Here is an 18,957-nt window from a genome sequence, read left to right on the forward strand (position 1 = left end):
ATTATTCACAGTTACCATAATTTGAAACGGCTCTGCCGTTTCTTTTCATATCTCAAAATGTCTGAATGTTCAGAGCAGACAGAGCATTTCATGGTATAATAGGAACTATTACAGTCCCTTGGTAATAAGCTCTCTGCTTTGCAATTTTTCAAAAAACTTCACTGAAGACCCGACTTCGCTTGGGTGTTCAGTGCTCTTTGTGGAGGATACGCTGTCGAGCCTGTCTGAGAACATCCGGACCATCATTGACATCAAGGACCGCAATCAGGGAGTCCTGACCTTGGAGAAGGGGGAGTTGGTCGATAAGGTCTTTGTGCTCAATTTTAAAAAGAAATAGCAGAACTATTAGACAGATGCTGTAATTTCTGCTATACTCTTTATAGAGAGAAGGCGATGTCTTATTCAATACCTAGCGAGTTCGGGAAGGTGAAAGCCGAGCGATTGAAGGCAGCGATTGGCACTCTCTGACCATATTGATAAGACCAATCAAGTGATAAATTAGGGTGGAACCGCGTCTTGCACGCCCCTATGCGTTAAGCTAGGAGTGTGTGGGATGGGGTTCTTTGCTTTAGAAAGGAGAGCGATGGATTATCTCTATCTTGTTGATAGCCAGGAACAGTTGGCGGCTTATCAAGCCTTTGTGGCTAAGTACGATAAGACCATAGTCGATTACATTCAGTTTCTATCTGAGACCTATGCGGTTAGGGATCTGCCACAAGCAGTTCTTTGGGCGACTGCTCATGCGGCTAGCCATATTATCAGAGAGTGCCCTATCCCAGCCTATACCAATGCTGTTCGTCTCGTACTGACCCCAGACCGGCAGGTTTGGCGGGATTTATATCTGAAACAGTTAGACTGCTATGAGCCGTCGGAACTTCTCGACCACTTACGTCAGCACTATGAGCAAGTGTCAGATAACCATGTGCTACAGGTTTTGGGACATGAATTTGCCCATTGGTCAGACCGTTTTGCAGAAGATAAGGACTTTTATCGCTACATCTGGTTTGAAGAGGGCGTGGTCGAGTATATCAGTCGCCGCTATTTTCTCACACCAGAAGAATTTGCAGCTGAGAAATGGGCAAATCAGCAGTTAGTCAACCTCTTTGAGCAACATTATGGTTGGCACTCGCTGAATGACTTTGGTCAGGCAACTTATGAAGGGGATTACGCGAGCATTTTTTATGAGTATTGGCGCAGTTTTCTTCTGGTTGACCAGCTGATTGACCAGTTAGGGTCTGTTGAGGTCATTTTTGCCTATTGCCATGAGTGGTTGGAGACTGAGCCTGTTCAGACCTTTTTGGATTGGTTGATAAAAAAGGGTGTTTTGCCACAAGAGCCTTAACGGTTGACTGTCTAAGGCGGAAGAACATTGAGTAAAAAACTAATATTTTACAGAGGAAAGTAGGCTTTCTTCTTTTGGTTGTCTACCCTCTGTACTAGCTGTCGTCCCAAACTAATATTGCTTTAGGACTGACAGTATCGCAACAATGAGAATAACAGCATAAGGAGTAACTATGTCAAACAAACTCACTTTCCAGGAGATCATCCTGACCTTACAACAATTTTGGAATGAGCAGGGGTGTATGCTCATGCAGGCCTACGATACGGAAAAAGGGGCGGGGACCATGTCACCGTACACCTTCTTGCGTGCCATCGGCCCTGAGCCGTGGAATGCAGCTTATGTAGAGCCGTCTCGCCGTCCAGCGGATGGTCGCTATGGGGAAAACCCCAACCGTCTTTACCAGCACCACCAGTTTCAGGTGGTCATGAAACCATCGCCGAGCAATATCCAAGAGCTTTATTTGCAATCCTTGGAAAAATTGGGGATCAATCCTTTGGAGCATGACATTCGCTTTGTGGAGGACAACTGGGAAAATCCCTCAACAGGTTCTGCGGGTCTGGGCTGGGAAGTCTGGCTTGATGGCATGGAAATCACTCAATTCACCTACTTCCAGCAGGTGGGGGGGCTTGAGACAGGTCCTGTCACTGCTGAAGTCACTTACGGCTTGGAGCGCTTGGCGTCCTATATCCAAGAAGTCGAGTCGGTCTATGACATCGAGTGGGCACGTGGGGTCAAGTACGGTGAAATCTTCACCCAGCCAGAGTATGAGCATTCCAAATACAGTTTTGAAGTCAGTGACCAAGACCTGTTGCTCAGCAATTTTGACAAATTTGAAGCCGAAGCGAAACGCTGCCTAGATGAGCACCTGGTGCACCCGGCCTTTGACTATGTACTCAAGTGCTCGCATACCTTCAACCTTTTGGACGCGCGTGGGGCAGTATCGGTGACGGAGCGGGCAGGTTACATCGCTCGTATCCGAAACTTGGCGCGTGTGGTCGCCAAAACCTTTGTCGCAGAACGCAAACGCTTGGGCTATCCGCTTTTAGATGAGGCAACTCGTGCCAAACTCTTGGCGGACGAGGAATAGAGCGAGCGATAGCGAGCATCTTGGAATAGATTCGCCGTGGTGAAAGGACAGAGAGTGGGACAGAAATCGGTGATTCGTCAGAATTCGATTTCGTCGTCCCACCTCCGCACAGTTGAGTAGGGCTGTAAAAGCTTGGAATCAGCGTATTAGAGCCCACTCAACCACTGCGTCTTGCTTATTTAATGATAATAAAGTGGAGAGACCGAGACTTTGTACCACTCTCTGTCCGAGGGGATTTTGGAGACCTTAGGCTCCAAAATTAGCCACGAAACCAAAGGTTTACTGGCGTCCCCCACCACTTAAGAATCTATCAAAAAAGACATTTCAAAAAGAATTTTTGAGGTAAAACATGACAAAAACTGTATTGATTGAACTAGGCTTGGAGGAAATCCCTGCCTACATCGTAACGCCTGCTATGAATCAGCTACGTGATAAGGTGGCTCATTTCTTGACGGAGAACCGGTTGGCTTTTGAGACCATTGAATCCTTTTCAACGCCTCGTCGCTTGGCGGTTCGGATCCGTGGCTTGGCAGACCAGCAGACGGATTTGACCGAGGATTTCAAGGGTCCTGCTAAGAAAATCGCTTTGGACGCTGATGGCAACTTTACCAAGGCTGCTGAAGGCTTTGTCCGCGGTAAGGGCTTGACCACAGCTGACATTCGCTTTGAAGAGATGAAGGGCGAAGAGTATGTCTACGTGACTAAAAATGAAGCGGGTCAGCCTGCGGAAACCGTTTTGGTAGGCATTCCAGAAGTGCTCAAATCCCTGACCTTCCCAGTCAGCATGGCCTGGGGCTCAAACACCTTCAAGTACATCCGCCCTGTCCACACCTTGACGGTCTTGGTCGATGATGTGGCCTTGGACATGGATTTTCTTGACATCCCATCTGGTCGTATCAGTCGTGGACACCGCTTTTTGGGGAAAGAAACCGAGATTGCGACTGCTGACAGCTACGAAGCTGACCTGAGGGAGCAGTTTGTCATCGCAGACCCAGCAGAACGTCAAAGCATGATTGTCAGTCAAATCAGAGCCATCGAGGCAGCACAAGGGGTGGTTGTGGATATTGATGAGGAGCTCTTGAGCGAGGTCCTCAACCTAGTCGAGTACCCAACTGCCTTTATGGGCAGCTTTGACGCCAAGTATCTGGAGGTGCCAGAAGAAGTTTTGGTGACCTCCATGAAGAACCACCAGCGCTACTTTGTCGTGCGGGATAAGAGCGGCAAGCTCCTGCCGAATTTCATCTCTGTCCGCAACGGCAACGACCAGCACCTCGAAAATGTCATCAAGGGCAACGAAAAAGTCCTCGTGGCACGATTGGAAGACGGTGAATTTTTCTGGAAAGAGGACCAGAAATTAGCGATTGCGGACTTGGTGGCGAAGCTCACTAACGTCACCTTCCATGAAAAAATCGGTAGTCTTTCCGAGCACATGGCACGGACTAAGACCATTGCGCATTATTTGGCGGCAATGGCAGAGCTGTCTGACGAAGAGCGGGCAGACCTTGACCGTGCTGCCAGCATCTACAAGTTCGACCTCTTGACCGGCATGGTTGGTGAATTTGACGAGCTCCAAGGGATCATGGGGGAGAAATATGCTCTCTTGGCTGGAGAGACCGCTGGTGTGGCAGCAGCTATCCGTGAGCATTACCTGCCAAATTCTGCCGAAGGGGAGCTTCCTGAGACAAAAGTCGGTGCGGTCTTGGCACTTTCTGACAAGCTGGATACGCTCCTGTCCTTCTTCTCAGTGGGCTTGATTCCGTCTGGGTCAAACGACCCCTATGCCCTGCGTCGGGCAACCGCTGGTATCGTGCGGATTTTGGACAAGTTTGGCTGGACTGTTCCTTTGGACAAGTTGGTGGCAGAGCTGTATGCCCTCAATTTTGATAGCCTGACCTATGCCAACCAAGTGGATGTCATGAGCTTTATCGCTGCCCGTATCGAGAAGATGATGGACAGCAGCATTCCTAAGGATATTCGTGAAGCCGTTCTCTCTAACTCAACCTTTGTGGTCAAGGATCTTCTGGCTGCCAGCTCGGCTATTTTCCAAGCCGCTAAGACGGACGGCTACAAATCAGCTGTGGAAAGCTTGGCTCGGGTCTTTAACTTGGCGGAGAAAGCAGAAGCAGGTGTCAGCCTGTCAGCCGATCTCTTTGAAAACGAGGCGGAAAAAGCCTTGGCAGCGGCTGTCGAGGACTTGAGTTTGAGTGAGGACATGGCTGCGAACCTAGCCAAGCTCTTTGCCCTTAGCCCAGTTATTGACGCTTTCTTTGACAATACTATGGTTATGGCGGACGACATGGCGGTTCGCAACAATCGCTTGGCCCTACTCAAGACCTTGGCAGAGAAGGCAGGTCAAGTGGCGGTATTTAACAAGCTCAATACCAAGTAAGAATATAACGTATGATTGAGATTTTTTGCACTGACCTCACCATCACAGCGTTTCTGCTGTTTTAGGCTTTCTTTGTCTTGATTCTTGTCATTGTCGCAGCAGATGGACAGGCAGAGAATGAGCAGAAATACAAGGTCAGCCGCTTTAATCAGAAGAAGTAAGAGAACGTTAGAAAGGATTAGAACACGAGCTACAGACGGTGGTAAAATGATTGTTGAGAAAATTAGCCCTCAACGTTCCCTGGCCCCATTGATGTTAGGGCTCAGGCTAAAACAGTCTCCCAGATTGTTTTATTCCCTTTGTCTGTGACGCTCTTTGTATCATGATATGGAACAAGCAAAAATTGACCGAATCAATGAATTGGCTCGAAAGAAAAAAGCTGAAGGCTTGACGGAAAGCGAGTTGTCTGAGCAGGCAGCCCTGCGTGAGGAGTATATCGAAGGCTACCGACGCAGCGTGCGTGCTCATGTGGAGGGGATTAAGATTGTCGATGAAGCTGGCAATGATGTGACCCCAGAAAAACTTCGTCAAGTGCAGCGCGAGAAGGGCTTGCATGGCAGAAGTCTTGACGATCCAAATTCATAAGAGCTGACTGTTTATTTAAAAACAATACCAAAACAAAAGAGGCCCCTTGCGTTTCAATTCAAGGGGCCTTTAGCATTGACTAACAAATTAGTTTTGCTCACTTTTACTAGAAGATTGGGAGGTTGTTGGCTCAGTCTGATTGTCATCATCGCTCGTCTCTGAACTTGAAGAAGATTCAGTTGATTCCTCACTAGTGTATTCTTGAGTGGTTGTAGTATAGTTATGGGTAACTCTAGCGCCGTCTTTATAAACATGATTTCCTGAACGATAGAGACCATCAGGCATGGTCCAATCGGTTAAGCCACTACCCGTAGTTTCATAAAGGTAGAGCATCATGTTGCGGTAAACATCTGTAGCGACGTAAAGCCCCGAATCTAAAATCGGCGTCATACGGTTCTTGTAGCCTGTCCATACGGCCATAGCATACTGATTGGTAAATCCGACATAGTTTTCATCAGGTGTCACAATGCTAGAACTATAGATTGGATAGTTCTGAGCAAGTTCTTGGATTTCATCCTCTGTATAGTTAGATGTTCCTGTCTTACCAGCTTGGTAAAGTCCTCTGATAGTTGCATTGCTACCCGCACCGTAGTTTAAGACAGTCTTCATCATATCGATCATCATGTAAGCTGTAGTTTCTTTCATGGCTCGGGTCCCTTCGGGCTCGAAGACAATTTCAGAATCATCGCTGAAGACAATCTTGTTGACGTACTGAGGTTTGTAGTAAGTTCCACCATTGGCGATGGCCGCGTAGGCAGCAGCCATTTTTTCAGAGCTGGCCCCGTATTCTGGACTGGAAACATTGGTAGCAGATGAGATGGCGTTGGAATAAAACATCTCTGGGTAATTGATGCCTAGGCCGCTTAGGAATTCTTTGGCTTGGCTAAGCCCGACAGCATCGAGAGATTTGACAGCTGGCACATTTCGAGAATACATAATCGCAGCCTGCATGGTAATGTAGCCAAAGTAGCTTCTATCCCAGTTGTTAACAGGGGTTGTCGTCCCTGGGAAGTAGTAAGGACTGTCATTGATGACATCTGAAGTGGCATCATAAACACCGTACTCAATTGCTGGAGCGTAATCGGTGATGGGTTTCATGGTTGAACCCCAGTCACGATTGGTTTCAACGGCTTGGTTGGTCCCCAATGAAGTGGCTTCAGTTTGATGGCGGAAGCCAAGCTGAGCGATGACCTTACCGTTTGTGACGTCAACAACAGTCGATGCAACCTGCAGGTCATTGTCCGGATAGTTGACATAAGTATCTGAATGGTAGATTTCCCAAAGGTGTTTTTGGGCTTCTGTATCAACGTTAGTGTAGACTTTTAAGCCAGCGTCCATCAGATTATAGTCGGTTTTTTCTTTGACTTCTTCGATGACTTCCTTAATATAGTTGTCCATATATTGAGGATAGCTTGCAGTTGTCACCAATGGTTTCAGGCCGTCTTCAACAGGAGTTGCAATAGCAGTGTCGTAGGTAGCCTGATCAATATAGTCGTGCTTTAACATCTGACTGAGGACCAAGTCACGGCGGTATTTGGCTGCCTCAGGAGCTGCGTAAGGATCGTACTGGTTAGGAGCTTGTGGCATACCAGCTAGAAGTGCTAATTGCGGAATGCTAAGCTCATTTAAATTTTTGCCATAGTAAGCGTTAGCAGCTGTCTGCATACCATAATTACCGTTGGCCATGTAAACCTTGTTAACATAGTAGGTCAAGATTTCTTCTTTGGTATTTCGACGCTCCAACTGCAGAGCCAGCCAGGCTTCTTGGGCCTTACGTTTAATGGTTTGATCTGCTTTGGTGGTGGAAAAATAGGTGAGTTTGATGAACTGTTGCGTTAAGGTTGACCCCCCATGCCTGCTGGATGATGTCAGGTTATTCCAGACGGCACCTAGGATGCGGATAACATCAACTCCTCGGTGATTGTAGAAGCGATGATCTTCGATGGCTACAATGGCATTGGCTAAATCAACAGGGATATCGCCTGTTTCCACATTTGTTCTTTTTTCTGAGCCTAGATCAGCAATCAGATTATTGTTAGCGTCATAAATAAGACTTGAAGAAGTAGCGGTCAGAGATTCCTCTGTCAGCTTCGGCGCAGAGCTGACATAAAATATAAAGAGGAGTAGACCTAGTAAAAAGCCGAGAACGAATAAGCCAATCAAGCCGTTGAGAGCAAAAAGGAGTGCCTTCTTTAGCGGGTTATTCGTATTGGCTAATTGTCCCATGCGTCGCTGAAGACGCGTAAAATAGATAGTCGGTTTTTTCATGGTTTTAATCACCACCTAGTAGATTTTTTTCAACAACGGAGAGATAGTCGATAGCCGGGAGACCTTTTGCTTCAATCTGAAAGCCGTTCTCCCGAATGTAGGCTAAGGGCATGGACTTTCCTCCTTGATCGATTCGATAAAAGTCAATCAGAGGCCTGGCAGGTAACAAATAAGTTTCTTTGAGGCTGGAAAAATGTAACAAGACGAAGCATATCCCTGACTGGTTGAGCACTTGTTCCATGTGTTCGATCTGATGCTGGTGGAAATTTTTTAAGGGCATGGAACGTGTTTGCCTGGTTTCCTTGGCCTCAAAGTCGATGTAATGTCCTTTGAACACACCAGAATAATCGGTAGTTGATGCCTGTCTGAAATAGGCTTCAACGATTTTAGCCCGACTCCGTCTGGGATAGTCAACCTTGACAATCTGGACTGGCGTCGGTTTCTTATGGATAACAGCTCGCTGTCTCGAAAGGTAGTAACTATTGCTCTCGTTAATCAAAGTTTCAAAGTTCATCCCTCGATTAGCAAAGTTAACTTGTTCCTTTGATTGAGTTGCTGGTATGTTATTCCTAGGCCGGACAGTATGCGGATAGTTGACCATAATTCTCCTTCCTGATAAAATAACATCATCCTATTATAACACAAATTATAACATAAACTTGCTTAAAAAGGTTAAAAAGGGGCTGAGAGGATGAGATTACTAGTGACAGGCTACCAGAATATGGATCTGGGAGTTTTCAACGATAAGGATCCTAGACTTAAAGTCATCCGAAAAGCTATTGAAAAAGATCTACGGAGATTTCTAGAAAACGGGCTAGAATGGTTGATTTTTACAGGACAATTAGGCTTTGAATACTGGGTTATGGAAGCTGCCCTCCGTCTCAAATCGGATTACAATCTACAATTGGCCTGCATTTTTCCCTTTGAGACCCACGGGCAAAACTGGAATGAGCAAAATCAGGAAAAATTAGCACAGTTTAAGCAACTGGACTTTGTCAAAGTTGCTTTTCAACGGTATGAAAATCCAGGGCAATTCCGGGACTATCACCAATTTTTGATGGATCATACGGATGGGGCCTATGTCTTTTATGACAATGAGCATGAAACCAAGCTTAAGTACCTATTTGAAAAACTACAAAATCAAGAGAATTATGACTTAAATCTGGTCACTTTTGAATACCTCAATGAAGTAGCAGAAAACTTTTCGGATTTTGATAGATAATGCTTGCTTTTATAGGTTGAAATCAGCTATAATAGAAAGTAGCAGTAACAAATGGAGAGAGACATGGCAGGCATTAAGTATACAACCAAGGATATTTTTGAACAAGAGTTTAAGATAACGATGAGAGGCTACAGCAAGGAAGAGGTTGACGAGTTTCTTGACGATATCATGAAGGACTACGACACCTATGAAGCTAAGATTAAGGAGCTGAAGGCTGAGATTTCAAGACTCAAGGCTGAGCCAAAGAATGAGTCAGTGTCGGCTGTTTCGACCCCTATTGCTGAGCGTCCAGAGTTTGCGCGTGCAACCACCGCTACAAACTTTGACATTTTGAAGCGGATCAACCGCCTCGAAAAAGAAGTCTTTGGCAAGCAAATCATGGAAGAGTAAGATTTTGGATAGATGTGCAATTTTTGGATAATCGCACGAGGCGAGTGACTTCGTGAGGAAAGTCCATGCTAGCACTGGCTGTGATGCCAGTAGTGTTTGTGCTAGACGAAGACATAAGTCTAGGCACGTACAAAGTGCGTGACGGCAGTCGAAAGGGCTAAGTCGTAAGATAGGTCTGATTAGGCTTGAAAGTGCCACAGTGACGGAGTTTTTGCGGAAACGCAAAAAGTGGAACGCGGTAAACCCCTCAAGCTAGCAACCCAAACTTTGGTAGGGGCATGGGATGGCCAGAATCCGAATGGACTATCCTGACTGCATTAGCAGTAGACAGATGATTATACAGAGAAGCAAGAACCTAGTTGCTTCTTGGACAAAACATGGCTTATAGAAGATTGCATATAGGTCGAGGCTGGGGCGCTTGCCTCAACCTCGTTTTTTAATGAAAAAAGATGAAGACAGGAGGATGACTGGATGAAAAAAAGTTTTCGATTGATAGCTACATCAGGGGCTGGCCTAGAAGCTATAGTTGGGAAAGAATTGCGCCAGCTGGGCTATGATGTCCAGGTTGAAAACGGCAAGGTCCGTTTTGAAGGGAATGTTTCTGCTATCGTTGAAACCAACCTATGGTTGCGTTCGGCGGATCGGATCAAAATTATCGTAGGAGAATTCCCTGCAAGGACCTTTGAAGAGCTCTTTCAAGGCGTTTTCAATCTGGATTGGGAAAACTATCTGCCTCTGGGCGCGAAATTCCCTATATCAAAGGCCAAATGTGTCAAATCCAAACTCCATAACGAGCCTTCTGTCCAGGCGATTTCCAAAAAGGCTGTCGTTAAGAAATTGCAAAAGCATTACCATCGTCCAGAGGGGGTGCCCTTGCAGGAAGTGGGGGCAGAGTTTAAGATTGAGGTTTCTCTCTTAAAAGATCAGGCGACAGTAATGATTGATACGACAGGCGAGAGCCTTTTTAAGCGAGGCTACCGTGTGGAGAAGGGTGGCGCGCCTATCAAGGAAAATATGGCGGCCGCTATCTTGCAGTTGACCAACTGGTATCCTGACAAGCCCTTGGTTGATCCGACCTGTGGGTCAGGAACGTTTTGCATTGAGGCCGCTATGCTGGCCCGTCAAATGGCTCCAGGTTTGAACCGCAGCTTCGCTTTCGAGGCCTGGGCATGGGTGGATAAGGCTTTAGTAAGTCAAGCGAGAGCAGAAGCAAGAGCACAAATCAAGTCGGACTTGGTACTGGATATTTGGGGCTATGATATTGACGGTCGTATGATCGAAATCGCCAGGAAAAACGCCCAGGCAGCAGGTCTGGATGGTGTTGTTCAATTCAAACAGATGCGGCTGCAGGACTTCAAAACCGACAAGATTAACGGGGTGATTGTTTCCAATCCTCCTTATGGGGAGCGATTGCTTGATGACAAGGGAGTCGATATTTTGTATAATGAGATGGGACAAACCTTTGCTCCCTTAAAGACCTGGTCTAAGTTTATCCTAACTAGCGACGAGACTTTTGAGCAAAAGTACCAGCAAATCGCTGATAAGAAGCGAAAATTATACAATGGAACCTTGAAAGTTGATCTCTACCAGTTTTTTGGCCAGCGGATCAAGCGTAACCATAATGACGAATAGGAGTAAGAGCGATGTCAGACACTAAAGAACAAAACCCACTTGAACCTGAAGAACGCGTCCTAGACCTAGAACAGGCCAAGGAGATGACCGTTGAAGAAGCGGCAAAGACGCAAGAAGAAATTCAAGCAGGAATCACAGAGACGGATGGCCTTTTAGACCGCTATATCAAACAGCACCGAGATCAGATTGAAGAAGGTAAATTTGAGACCAAACAGTTGCGAAAGGCAGAAATGGCTGCTTTGGCTGTCGCTGCAGAGAAAAGAGCAGCTGATGCAGCGCGTTTAGCTGAACAACAGGCAGCGCAAGAAGTGGCCAGTGAAGCAGCCTTTCATGACTATGATGTCGAGGACGATCAGGCCGAATTCGAAGAGGAAAAAGCTGAAAAGCGCAAAAAAGTCATCGGCCTTGGACTAGCGGCTTTAGCCCTCCTTGGGATTGCAGGAACGGCTTATACACAAAGAGAGGCACTTGGAGGTTTGTTTGGAGGAAGTGCTCCATCAACATCAACGTCAACAACAGCCTCATCAACTCAGACAAGCACTTCTTCCTCTGAAAATCCTGGACTCAAGGCTTTTGAAGACCTCTATGCCAGCTTTTTCACGGATGAGAAACAAACCGCTCTGAAAAATGACAGTTTTGGACAATTGCAGAGCTTGGAGACGGCCTTATCCATCCTAGAAGGAACAGATGACTACGATGCAGCTAAGGCTAAGGTCGACAAGTTAAAGGCAGCGATAGCAGCAACCGAAGCGATCAATACACAGTTTGACAAACCCGTTTTGGTCAACGGTGAGATTGACACAACAGCCACTGCTAAGACAGAAGCAGACTTTAGTGCAGCCTCTACAGGCATTTCCAGCGTCGACGCTGCCTTAACAGCGGCAGCTAATTTCGGGCGCTCCCAACAGCAGGCTGGGACAGCCCAGGCGAGCCCTGCGCCATCTGACGCAGGTACAGCCTCTGCTCCAGTAGCTGAAGTTGTGGCACAGCCAGCCCCAGTTCCGTCCCCAGGTACTGCGACAACAGCTAGTTTAAACAATGGTGTCGTCCTTGATTACAATAAGCGCATCGTTTATGGCAGTGATCAGGTCAATCTTCAGCGTCACCTGAGCCGTGTGCCTTATAATGATGACGTGATTGCCGATGCTGCCAATGAAGCCTGGATTTTTACTCCTAATGTTTTGGAAAATATCATTGCGACCTCTAACCAGCGGGGTTACTTTGCAGGCAATGACTTTATCTTAGAAAAGGTCAATATCATCAATGGCCGAGGCTATTACAATATGTTTAGGACAGATGGGACCTATCTCTTCTCGATTAACGCTAAGACAGGTTACTTTGTCGGAAATGGTGCCGGTTATGCGGATGCCTTGGACTTTTAGGAAATATCCTAATAGACCAAGTAAGTTTCAGTAGCCAACTTGATTTAAAAGCGTTTGAAAACCTTGGCTAACGAAGAGTTATAAAGGGACTTCGTTCTGAATGTACAGGGCGAAGTCTTTTTAGCTATGCTTATTGCCCTCTTGCTTCTTAGCCTTGTACTAGTCATCGTAGTCGTAAACATGATGATTATTCTGGAAGAAGGCCAAGGCTCTTATCCAGCGTTGGACGCTTTTTTCTCCATAGCAACTTGGTCATAAAAAATGGCCTATCTGATTTTAAGAAGAGATGGCTTTTTAACTATAAATCCGCTTCTATAGATGCCACTGTAAGAACTGACGGGCTTTTCTCCTTGCCTTGATCAACTGAATTCTAGGAGAAGTCCGCCTTAGTCAAAACCTATCGACTGTATAGGTTTTATATAATGGCATCTGGGGCGGACTTATGATAAGATAGGACTATCATTTTTGATAAGGAGACATTACATGACATTGAAAAAGATTCTGGGAGTAACCAGTTTGACTCTTGCGGCTTCTCTCTTGGTGGCGTGCGGTTCTAATTCTTCTAAGGATGCTTCTAGCGATTCTAGCGCTTCAAACGAGGCTAAGACGGAAAAGACAAAGGTTTACTTGGCAACCAATGCTTCTCCAAAACCGTTCAATTACGAGGACGAAAATGGCGAGTTGACGGGTTATGAGTTTGAAGTAGTGAAAGCTGTCTTTGAAGGTTTGGACCAGTACGAATTGGAATACGAAGTCACAGAGTGGTCTTCCATCTTTGCCGGCCTTGATTCAGATCGCTACCAATTGGCCATCAACAACATTTCTTACACAGATGAGCGTGCAGAAAAGTACCTTTACTCTGTCCCAACTGCTAGCAATCCGCTGTCTATGATTGTACCTAAGAACAGTGACATCTCTGGCTTAGATGACATTGCTGGTAAGTCAACAGAAGTTGTTCAAGGAACGACGACGGCTACTCAGTTGGAAAAATATAACGAAGAAAACCCTGATAATCCAACAGTCATTAACTACACTAAAGATTCTATCCAAGCGATCTTGAACCGCTTGAACGATGAACAGCATGATTACAAGTTGTTTGAAGGGATTGTTGCTCAGACTATCGCTGACGATCAAGGCTTGGACAACCTCAAAGTTATTGACATTCCAGCGGATAAGCGCCCATTAATCTATATCATCTTTGCAGCTGGTCAAGAAGATCTTCGTGAGGCTGTTAATGCTCGCTTGAAGGAATTGGAAGCAGATGGTACCTTGGCTAAGTTGTCAGAGAAATTCTTGGGCGGCAACTTCGTACCAGCAGCAGACGAATTGGTAGCCCCTAACTAATTAGGGTATAGCTGAAACCTATAACTAATACTACGTAAAAAGTATTTGTCAAGTTCTAAGAAATATGGCAAACTAATAACGTAGTATTTTTCGTTTCAACACCAAAGAAAAAAGATTATAAGGAGATTTAAAAATGAAATTATCTAAAGTATTGAACTTAGCTGGATTGGCTCTAGCTTCTACACTTGTTTTGGCGGCTTGTGCACCAGCTTCTGACCCTAAGAGCACCAGTTCAGATGATGACGCTGCTAAGCTTGTCAAGGTTGGTGTGATGACCATGACCGAATCTGACGAAGCGCGCTGGGAAGCGATTGAAGAGCAGGTTGAGGCTAATGGTGTCGATATTGATATCGAGTTTACGCAGTTTACAGATTACTCTCAGCCTAACCAAGGCGTTGCAGATGGTGAATTAGACATCAATGCCTTCCAACACCACAGCTTCCTCAACAACTGGAATGCTGAAAACAAGGCTGACCTGGTAGCGATTTTGGATACCTACTTGAGCCCGATTCGTCTTTATTCAGGAACCAAGGACGGCAAGAACAAGTACACTTCTGTAGATCAAATTCCTGAAAACGGAACGATTGCTATTCCAAACGATCCGACCAATGGTAGCCGTGCCCTCTATGTTCTCCAATCAGCTGGCTTGATTGAATTGGGTGTTTCTGGTGATACCTTTGCGACTGTAGCCGATATCAAGTCTAATCCTAAGAACTTGAAGATTTCTGAGTTGGATGCTAGTCAAACACCGTCATCTCTTCCAGATGTAGACGCTGCTATCGTCAACAACTCTTACGCTGTGCCAGCCAACTTGGATTATAAGAACCCGCTCTTTGTTGAGAAAAAAGATGAAAACTCAGCTCAGTGGATCAATATTATCGCAGCGCCTAAGAACTGGAAAGAAAAGGCTAACGCCGATGCTGTTCAAGCCATCTTGGATGCTTACCACACAGATGCTGTTAAAAAAGCAATTGAAGAAACATCAGACGGTTTGGACTTACCAGTTTGGTAAGACACAAAAACATGGAAAAGGGGTCGGGCTGCGTGTCTGGCTCTTTTTCATCAGTTTAGGTTAGGTAAAAACCAGTTATTAACTGAGTAGCAACTTGTTAAGGAAGTTATTGGACTCTAGTGAAAATCGAACTGTAGTTAGTTGAAGGAGCACATTTCAGCTCTTACAAAGAAATCGGCAGTCAGTCATTGCTCACAGTTGGTAAACCTAAGGATCTGTGAAAGAATCGGTAAGTATTCCAGGGAGGAAAGATCATGTCACGAGAAGAAGCATTGTTAGAACGTTTTAAGGCAGATGCTATCAGCCAAAGGTATTTTGAAGTCTTGGGAGAGTTGATTGCCAAGAAGTCTATTTTTGCGCAGAAGATTGGACTGAGTGAGGTGGCCCATTATCTGAAGGAGGTGTTTGAGGCAGCTGGTGCGGATGTTGTCTTGGATGAGAGTTATGCAGTTCCCTTTGTTTTGGCACGGTTTGCTTCTAGTAGGCCAAACGCCAAGACCATTATTTTTTACAACCACTACGACACGGTGCCTGCTGATGATGACCAGCCCTGGACCAGTGATCCTTTTACCTTGGCGGTTAGAGATGGCTTTGCCTACGGACGTGGCGTGGATGACGACAAGGGCCATATTACGGCTCGGCTTTCTGCAGTGGTCCGTTATTTGGACCAACATGGGGATTTGCCGGTCAATATCATCTTCATCATGGAAGGGGCTGAGGAGTCTGCTTCCGTTGATCTGGACAAGTACTTGGCCAAGTATCGGGAAATATTAGCTGGTGCAGACCTTTTGGTCTGGGAGCAGGGTATCCGAAATGACCAAGGGCAGTTAGAATTTTCAGGGGGCAACAAGGGTATTGTCACCTTCAATCTATCTGTAGATTCTGCAGCGGTGGATATTCATTCTTCCTTTGGTGGTGTCATTGAATCGGCGAGCTGGTACCTGGTGCAGGCCTTGACCAGTTTGAGGAGTCCTTGGGGGGAAATCTTGGTAGATGGCCTGGCGGATTCAGCTCTTGAGCCGACTGAGCGTGAACTGGCCTTGGTAGAAACCTATGCCCAACGCAGCCCAGAAGGGGTGACCGCGGTCTATGGCCTGACTTTGCCACTGTTGAAGGCTGACCGCAGGGCTTTCTTGAAGCAACTCTTCTTTGAGCCTTCGATCAATATCCAGGGCTTGGAAACGGGCTATCAGGGACAAGGGGTTAAGACTATCCTGCCGTCCAAGGCCTCTGCTAAGATGGAGGTTCGTCTAGTACCGGGATTGACACCAGACGGTGTTTTAGATACAATTAAACAGCACTTGTCTCGCAGTGGGTTTCATCAAGTAGTGGTGGAGAAGACCCTAGGAGAGATGAGTTATCGCAGTGATATGTCTGCGCCAGCCATTCAGCAACTGATAGATGTTGCTAGGGCTTATGAACCTGATGGGGTAGCTGTTTTGCCGACCTCTCCAGGAACTGGCCCGATGCACACCGTTTTTGAAGCTTTAGGGGTTCCGATTGCTGGATTTGGGTTGGGACATGAAAAAAGCAGAGACCACGGAGGCGATGAAAATATTCGCTTATCGGATTACTATAGCCACATTGAATTGATAGAAAGAGTGATTGCAAGTTATGAGTAAGCTAATGATAGCCTTAGACAAAATTGATGTGACCTTTCAGCAGAAGAAACGCCAGATTGAAGCGGTCAAGGACGTGACTATCCATATTGACCAAGGTGATATCTATGGGATTGTCGGCTATTCAGGTGCGGGAAAGTCGACCTTAGTAAGGGTCATCAATCTCTTGCAGGTACCATCTGCAGGTAAGATTACCGTAGACGGGGATGTCTTATACGATCAAAAAGAAGTTTTAAAACCGGCAGAGCTTCGTGCCAAACGCCGGGAAATCGGGATGATTTTCCAGCATTTTAACCTCATGGCCCAGTCAACCGCTGCTGAAAATGTCGCTTTTGCCCTCAAGCATTCTGGCTTGAGCAAGGAAGAAAAGGCGGCTAAGGTAGCTCGGTTGCTGGACTTGGTGGGGCTCTCTGATCGTGCGGACAATTATCCGGCTCAATTATCTGGTGGGCAAAAACAGCGGGTGGCGATTGCTAGGGCTTTAGCCAACGATCCTAAGATCTTGATTTCGGATGAGTCAACTTCTGCCCTTGACCCTAAAACAACCAAGCAAATCTTAGCCCTTTTAAAAGAGCTTAATGAGAAATTGGGACTTACCATCGTTTTGATTACCCATGAGATGCAGATTGTCAAAGATATTGCCAATCGCGTAGCAGTTATGCAAAATGGCCGCCTGATTGAAGAGGGGTCTGTCTTGGATATCTTTTCAAATCCCAAGGAACCTCTGACCCAAGATTTCATCAAGACGGCTACAGGAATCGATGAAGCTTTAGCCAAGATTGAGCGGCAGGATGTCGTTCAAAACCTTCCTCAGGGAAGCCAACTGGTCTTGCTCAAGTATGCTGGGGCGACAACGGATGAGCCTATTTTGAATGAGATCCATGAGCGCTTCAATGTGAAGGCCAATATTTTGTTTGCTACTATTGAAATGTTGGCAGATACCCCTGTAGGAGAGATGATTGTGATCTTATCAGGGACAGACGAGAGTGTCTACCAAGCGACTCAAGCGCTTAAGCTTGCCAGTGTAGGCGTAACAATTTTAAAGGAGGGACTTAGCTGATGATGGCCTGGTTACAAGAAAATATGCCCAATGTGATTAAGATGGGCTGGGATGGTCAAGCGGGCTGGGGGACTGCCATTTATGCTACGCTTTATATGACCGTGATTTCCTTTATCATTGGAGGAATCATGGGGCTCTTGGGAGGCCTCTTCCTAGTATTGACAGGGCCAAGAGGGGTTATTTCTAATAAGTGGGTTTTCCAGGTTTTGGACAAGGTGGTCTCAGTCTTTCGTGCCATTCCATTTATCATTTTGCTAGCCTTGATTTCGCCTGTGACACGGGCGATCGTTGGAACCCGTTTGGGGGCGACGGCAGCGATTGTGCCTTTGTCCTTAGCGGTCTTTCCATTCTTTGCCCGTCAGGTCCAGGTCGTCTTGGCGGAACTGGATGGTGGTGTCATTGAAGCTGCGCAAGCCAGCGGTGCCAACCTTTGGGATATTATTTTAGTTTATTTGAGGGAAGGCTTGCCTGACTTGATTCGGGTGTCAACGGTGACCTTGATTTCCCTAGTTGGTGAGACAGCCATGGCTGGAGCTATTGGAGCAGGAGGTCTAGGGACGGTAGCAGTGGCTTACGGTTTTAACCTCAGCCGGGAGGATGTGACTTTAGTAGCGACCATCTTGATTTTACTCCTCATCTTCACCATTCAATTTATCGGGGACTTCCTGACTCGTAAGATCAGCCATCGCTAGTAGCATCGTATCATAGGAGATGAAGTATAAAAAGACTTGAAATCACTGAGGCTTAACAGTGACTTCAAGTCTTTTGCATTTTGACAGGGAGTTCTTGCATTGCAAGGAAATCAATTCTGCCCATCGATCTAGTTTCTACTGAGCGGATGTCTTTTCTGTTAAACCAGGTAAATTGACCTTGTAGCGGATGACCAGAAGACGGATGATGAGGCAGATAACAAAGAGTGTCAGATAAACAGGGATGGCAGGGAGCTTTGCATTGACCACAAGGAGGTGGTAACTAAGGCCTGCTCCAAAAGCCAAGACGGCATAGACATCTGCCTTTAAAACGACTGGGACTTCATTGACCAGAAGGTCTCGGATAATCCCTCCCCCAACACCGGTCAGGGTGGCAAGAATGCCAGAAGCCATGGGATTAAGACCGATTTCGACACCCTTGGTCGCCCCGATAAGGGCAAAGATAACGAGACCAATCGCATCAAAAGCCAGGTTAGTCAAGGTTAAAAGTGAATGGAGGCGAATGCTCCGAGGTTTCTCTGCCATGTCCCGAATCACAAAGACATACATCAAGAGAGAAACGATGATGGACAGGTAAATCGGAGTCGGGTCCAGGAGAGCAGCAGGAATTTCTGAGAGCATCATATCGCGAATCATCCCACCGCCACAGGCCGTGATAATGGCCAAAAGGGTGAAGCCGAAGATGTCCAGATGGTACTTGAAGCCCTTGGCAGTACCAGACACCGCAAAGGCAATGGTGCCCAAATAGTTGCAGAGCATCAGAAAGAAATCAAACGTCATTGATCACACCTCAGTTGTAGGAAAGTTGGCTATTCTTCATCAGTTAATAGTCTCCTTAAATTATAACAGAAAATTAAGAAAGCACTAGCCGAAAAACACATGAAAACTTTGTGAAAATAAATTGTAAAAATCAGA

17 protein-coding genes and 1 other RNA gene are annotated in these 18,957 nt (G+C 46.2%); 15 read left to right on the forward strand and 3 right to left on the reverse strand.

Annotation, left to right across the window (positions count from 1 at the left end; translation table 11 throughout):
- Nucleotides 1-190: 190 nt before the first annotated feature.
- The 5 genes from ABID29_RS05065 (at nucleotide 191) to ABID29_RS05085 (ending at nucleotide 5,403) form a co-directional block, all read left to right on the forward strand.
- Entirely contained in the window at nucleotides 191-337 is a 147-nt protein-coding gene (locus ABID29_RS05065) for a hypothetical protein (RefSeq protein ID WP_354364860.1), read from the forward strand.
- A 246-nt stretch (nucleotides 338-583) separates the two neighbouring features.
- A complete protein-coding gene (locus ABID29_RS05070) occupies nucleotides 584-1,342 on the forward strand; it encodes an elongation factor Tu (protein WP_354364862.1) in 759 nt (252 codons plus the stop codon).
- A 172-nt stretch (nucleotides 1,343-1,514) separates the two neighbouring features.
- Nucleotides 1,515-2,429 (forward strand): glycine--tRNA ligase subunit alpha, encoded by a 915-nt coding sequence (gene glyQ, locus ABID29_RS05075; protein ID WP_354364864.1) that lies wholly within the window; start codon nucleotides 1,515-1,517, stop codon nucleotides 2,427-2,429.
- Nucleotides 2,430-2,778: 349 nt separating this feature from the next.
- Entirely contained in the window at nucleotides 2,779-4,818 is a 2,040-nt protein-coding gene (glyS, locus tag ABID29_RS05080; RefSeq protein WP_354364865.1) for a glycine--tRNA ligase subunit beta, read from the forward strand.
- A gap of 327 nt (nucleotides 4,819-5,145) precedes the next feature.
- Nucleotides 5,146-5,403, forward strand: a complete 258-nt coding sequence (locus ABID29_RS05085; RefSeq protein WP_354364867.1) for a DUF896 family protein — start codon at nucleotides 5,146-5,148, stop codon at nucleotides 5,401-5,403.
- A gap of 87 nt (nucleotides 5,404-5,490) precedes the next feature.
- Here the strand turns inward: ABID29_RS05085 and pbp1a are convergent, their stop codons facing one another.
- Together pbp1a and recU are read right to left on the reverse strand one after the other, a co-directional pair.
- Nucleotides 5,491-7,629: a penicillin-binding protein PBP1A gene (gene pbp1a / locus ABID29_RS05090; protein ID WP_354364933.1), complete on the reverse strand. Its 2,139-nt coding sequence runs from the start codon at nucleotides 7,627-7,629 to the stop codon at nucleotides 5,491-5,493.
- 46 nt (nucleotides 7,630-7,675) lie between these two features.
- Entirely contained in the window at nucleotides 7,676-8,272 is a 597-nt protein-coding gene (gene recU, locus ABID29_RS05095) for a Holliday junction resolvase RecU (RefSeq protein ID WP_354364868.1), read from the reverse strand.
- A 90-nt stretch (nucleotides 8,273-8,362) separates the two neighbouring features.
- On the opposite strand from recU, the gene ABID29_RS05100 reads away from it, so the two are divergent.
- The 10 genes from ABID29_RS05100 (at nucleotide 8,363) to ABID29_RS05145 (ending at nucleotide 18,024) form a co-directional block, all read left to right on the forward strand.
- The gene (locus ABID29_RS05100) at nucleotides 8,363-8,893 is read left to right on the forward strand and encodes an SLOG family protein (protein WP_354364870.1); all 531 of its coding nucleotides are present in this window, start codon (nucleotides 8,363-8,365) and stop codon (nucleotides 8,891-8,893) included.
- 63 nt (nucleotides 8,894-8,956) lie between these two features.
- Nucleotides 8,957-9,283 carry a cell division regulator GpsB gene (gpsB, locus tag ABID29_RS05105; RefSeq protein ID WP_354364872.1) on the forward strand — a complete coding sequence of 109 codons (327 nt, stop codon included), beginning with the start codon at nucleotides 8,957-8,959 and terminating at the stop codon, nucleotides 9,281-9,283.
- A 19-nt stretch (nucleotides 9,284-9,302) separates the two neighbouring features.
- An RNA gene (gene rnpB, locus ABID29_RS05110) (RNase P RNA component class B) lies at nucleotides 9,303-9,673 on the forward strand.
- 81 nt (nucleotides 9,674-9,754) lie between these two features.
- The gene (locus ABID29_RS05115; RefSeq protein ID WP_354364874.1) at nucleotides 9,755-10,915 is read left to right on the forward strand and encodes a THUMP domain-containing class I SAM-dependent RNA methyltransferase; all 1,161 of its coding nucleotides are present in this window, start codon (nucleotides 9,755-9,757) and stop codon (nucleotides 10,913-10,915) included.
- Between the two features lie 11 nt (nucleotides 10,916-10,926).
- Nucleotides 10,927-12,297: a cell division site-positioning protein MapZ family protein gene (locus tag ABID29_RS05120; RefSeq protein ID WP_354364876.1), complete on the forward strand. Its 1,371-nt coding sequence runs from the start codon at nucleotides 10,927-10,929 to the stop codon at nucleotides 12,295-12,297.
- A 489-nt stretch (nucleotides 12,298-12,786) separates the two neighbouring features.
- Nucleotides 12,787-13,641, forward strand: coding sequence for an amino acid ABC transporter substrate-binding protein (locus tag ABID29_RS05125; protein ID WP_354364934.1), 855 nt, complete (start codon nucleotides 12,787-12,789; stop codon nucleotides 13,639-13,641).
- A gap of 133 nt (nucleotides 13,642-13,774) precedes the next feature.
- The gene (locus ABID29_RS05130) at nucleotides 13,775-14,653 is read left to right on the forward strand and encodes a MetQ/NlpA family ABC transporter substrate-binding protein (RefSeq protein WP_354364878.1); all 879 of its coding nucleotides are present in this window, start codon (nucleotides 13,775-13,777) and stop codon (nucleotides 14,651-14,653) included.
- Nucleotides 14,654-14,907: 254 nt separating this feature from the next.
- Nucleotides 14,908-16,275 carry a M20/M25/M40 family metallo-hydrolase gene (locus tag ABID29_RS05135; RefSeq protein ID WP_354364879.1) on the forward strand — a complete coding sequence of 456 codons (1,368 nt, stop codon included), beginning with the start codon at nucleotides 14,908-14,910 and terminating at the stop codon, nucleotides 16,273-16,275.
- Complete coding sequence (locus tag ABID29_RS05140) at nucleotides 16,268-17,332, forward strand: methionine ABC transporter ATP-binding protein (protein ID WP_354364881.1); 1,065 nt, start codon at nucleotides 16,268-16,270, stop codon at nucleotides 17,330-17,332. The genes ABID29_RS05135 and ABID29_RS05140 overlap by 8 nt, the downstream gene beginning before the upstream one ends.
- Nucleotides 17,332-18,024 carry a methionine ABC transporter permease gene (locus tag ABID29_RS05145; RefSeq protein ID WP_354364883.1) on the forward strand — a complete coding sequence of 231 codons (693 nt, stop codon included), beginning with the start codon at nucleotides 17,332-17,334 and terminating at the stop codon, nucleotides 18,022-18,024. Before ABID29_RS05140 ends, ABID29_RS05145 begins: the two co-directional genes overlap by 1 nt.
- Nucleotides 18,025-18,159: 135 nt before the next feature.
- Here ABID29_RS05145 and ABID29_RS05150 read toward each other — a convergent pair whose 3' ends face one another.
- Nucleotides 18,160-18,822, reverse strand: a complete 663-nt coding sequence (locus ABID29_RS05150; RefSeq protein ID WP_354364885.1) for a trimeric intracellular cation channel family protein — start codon at nucleotides 18,820-18,822, stop codon at nucleotides 18,160-18,162.
- Nucleotides 18,823-18,957: the final 135 nt, after the last annotated feature.

The sequence above is a fragment of the Streptococcus rupicaprae genome (assembly GCF_040545225.1).
Lineage (GTDB): Bacteria > Bacillota > Bacilli > Lactobacillales > Streptococcaceae > Streptococcus > Streptococcus rupicaprae.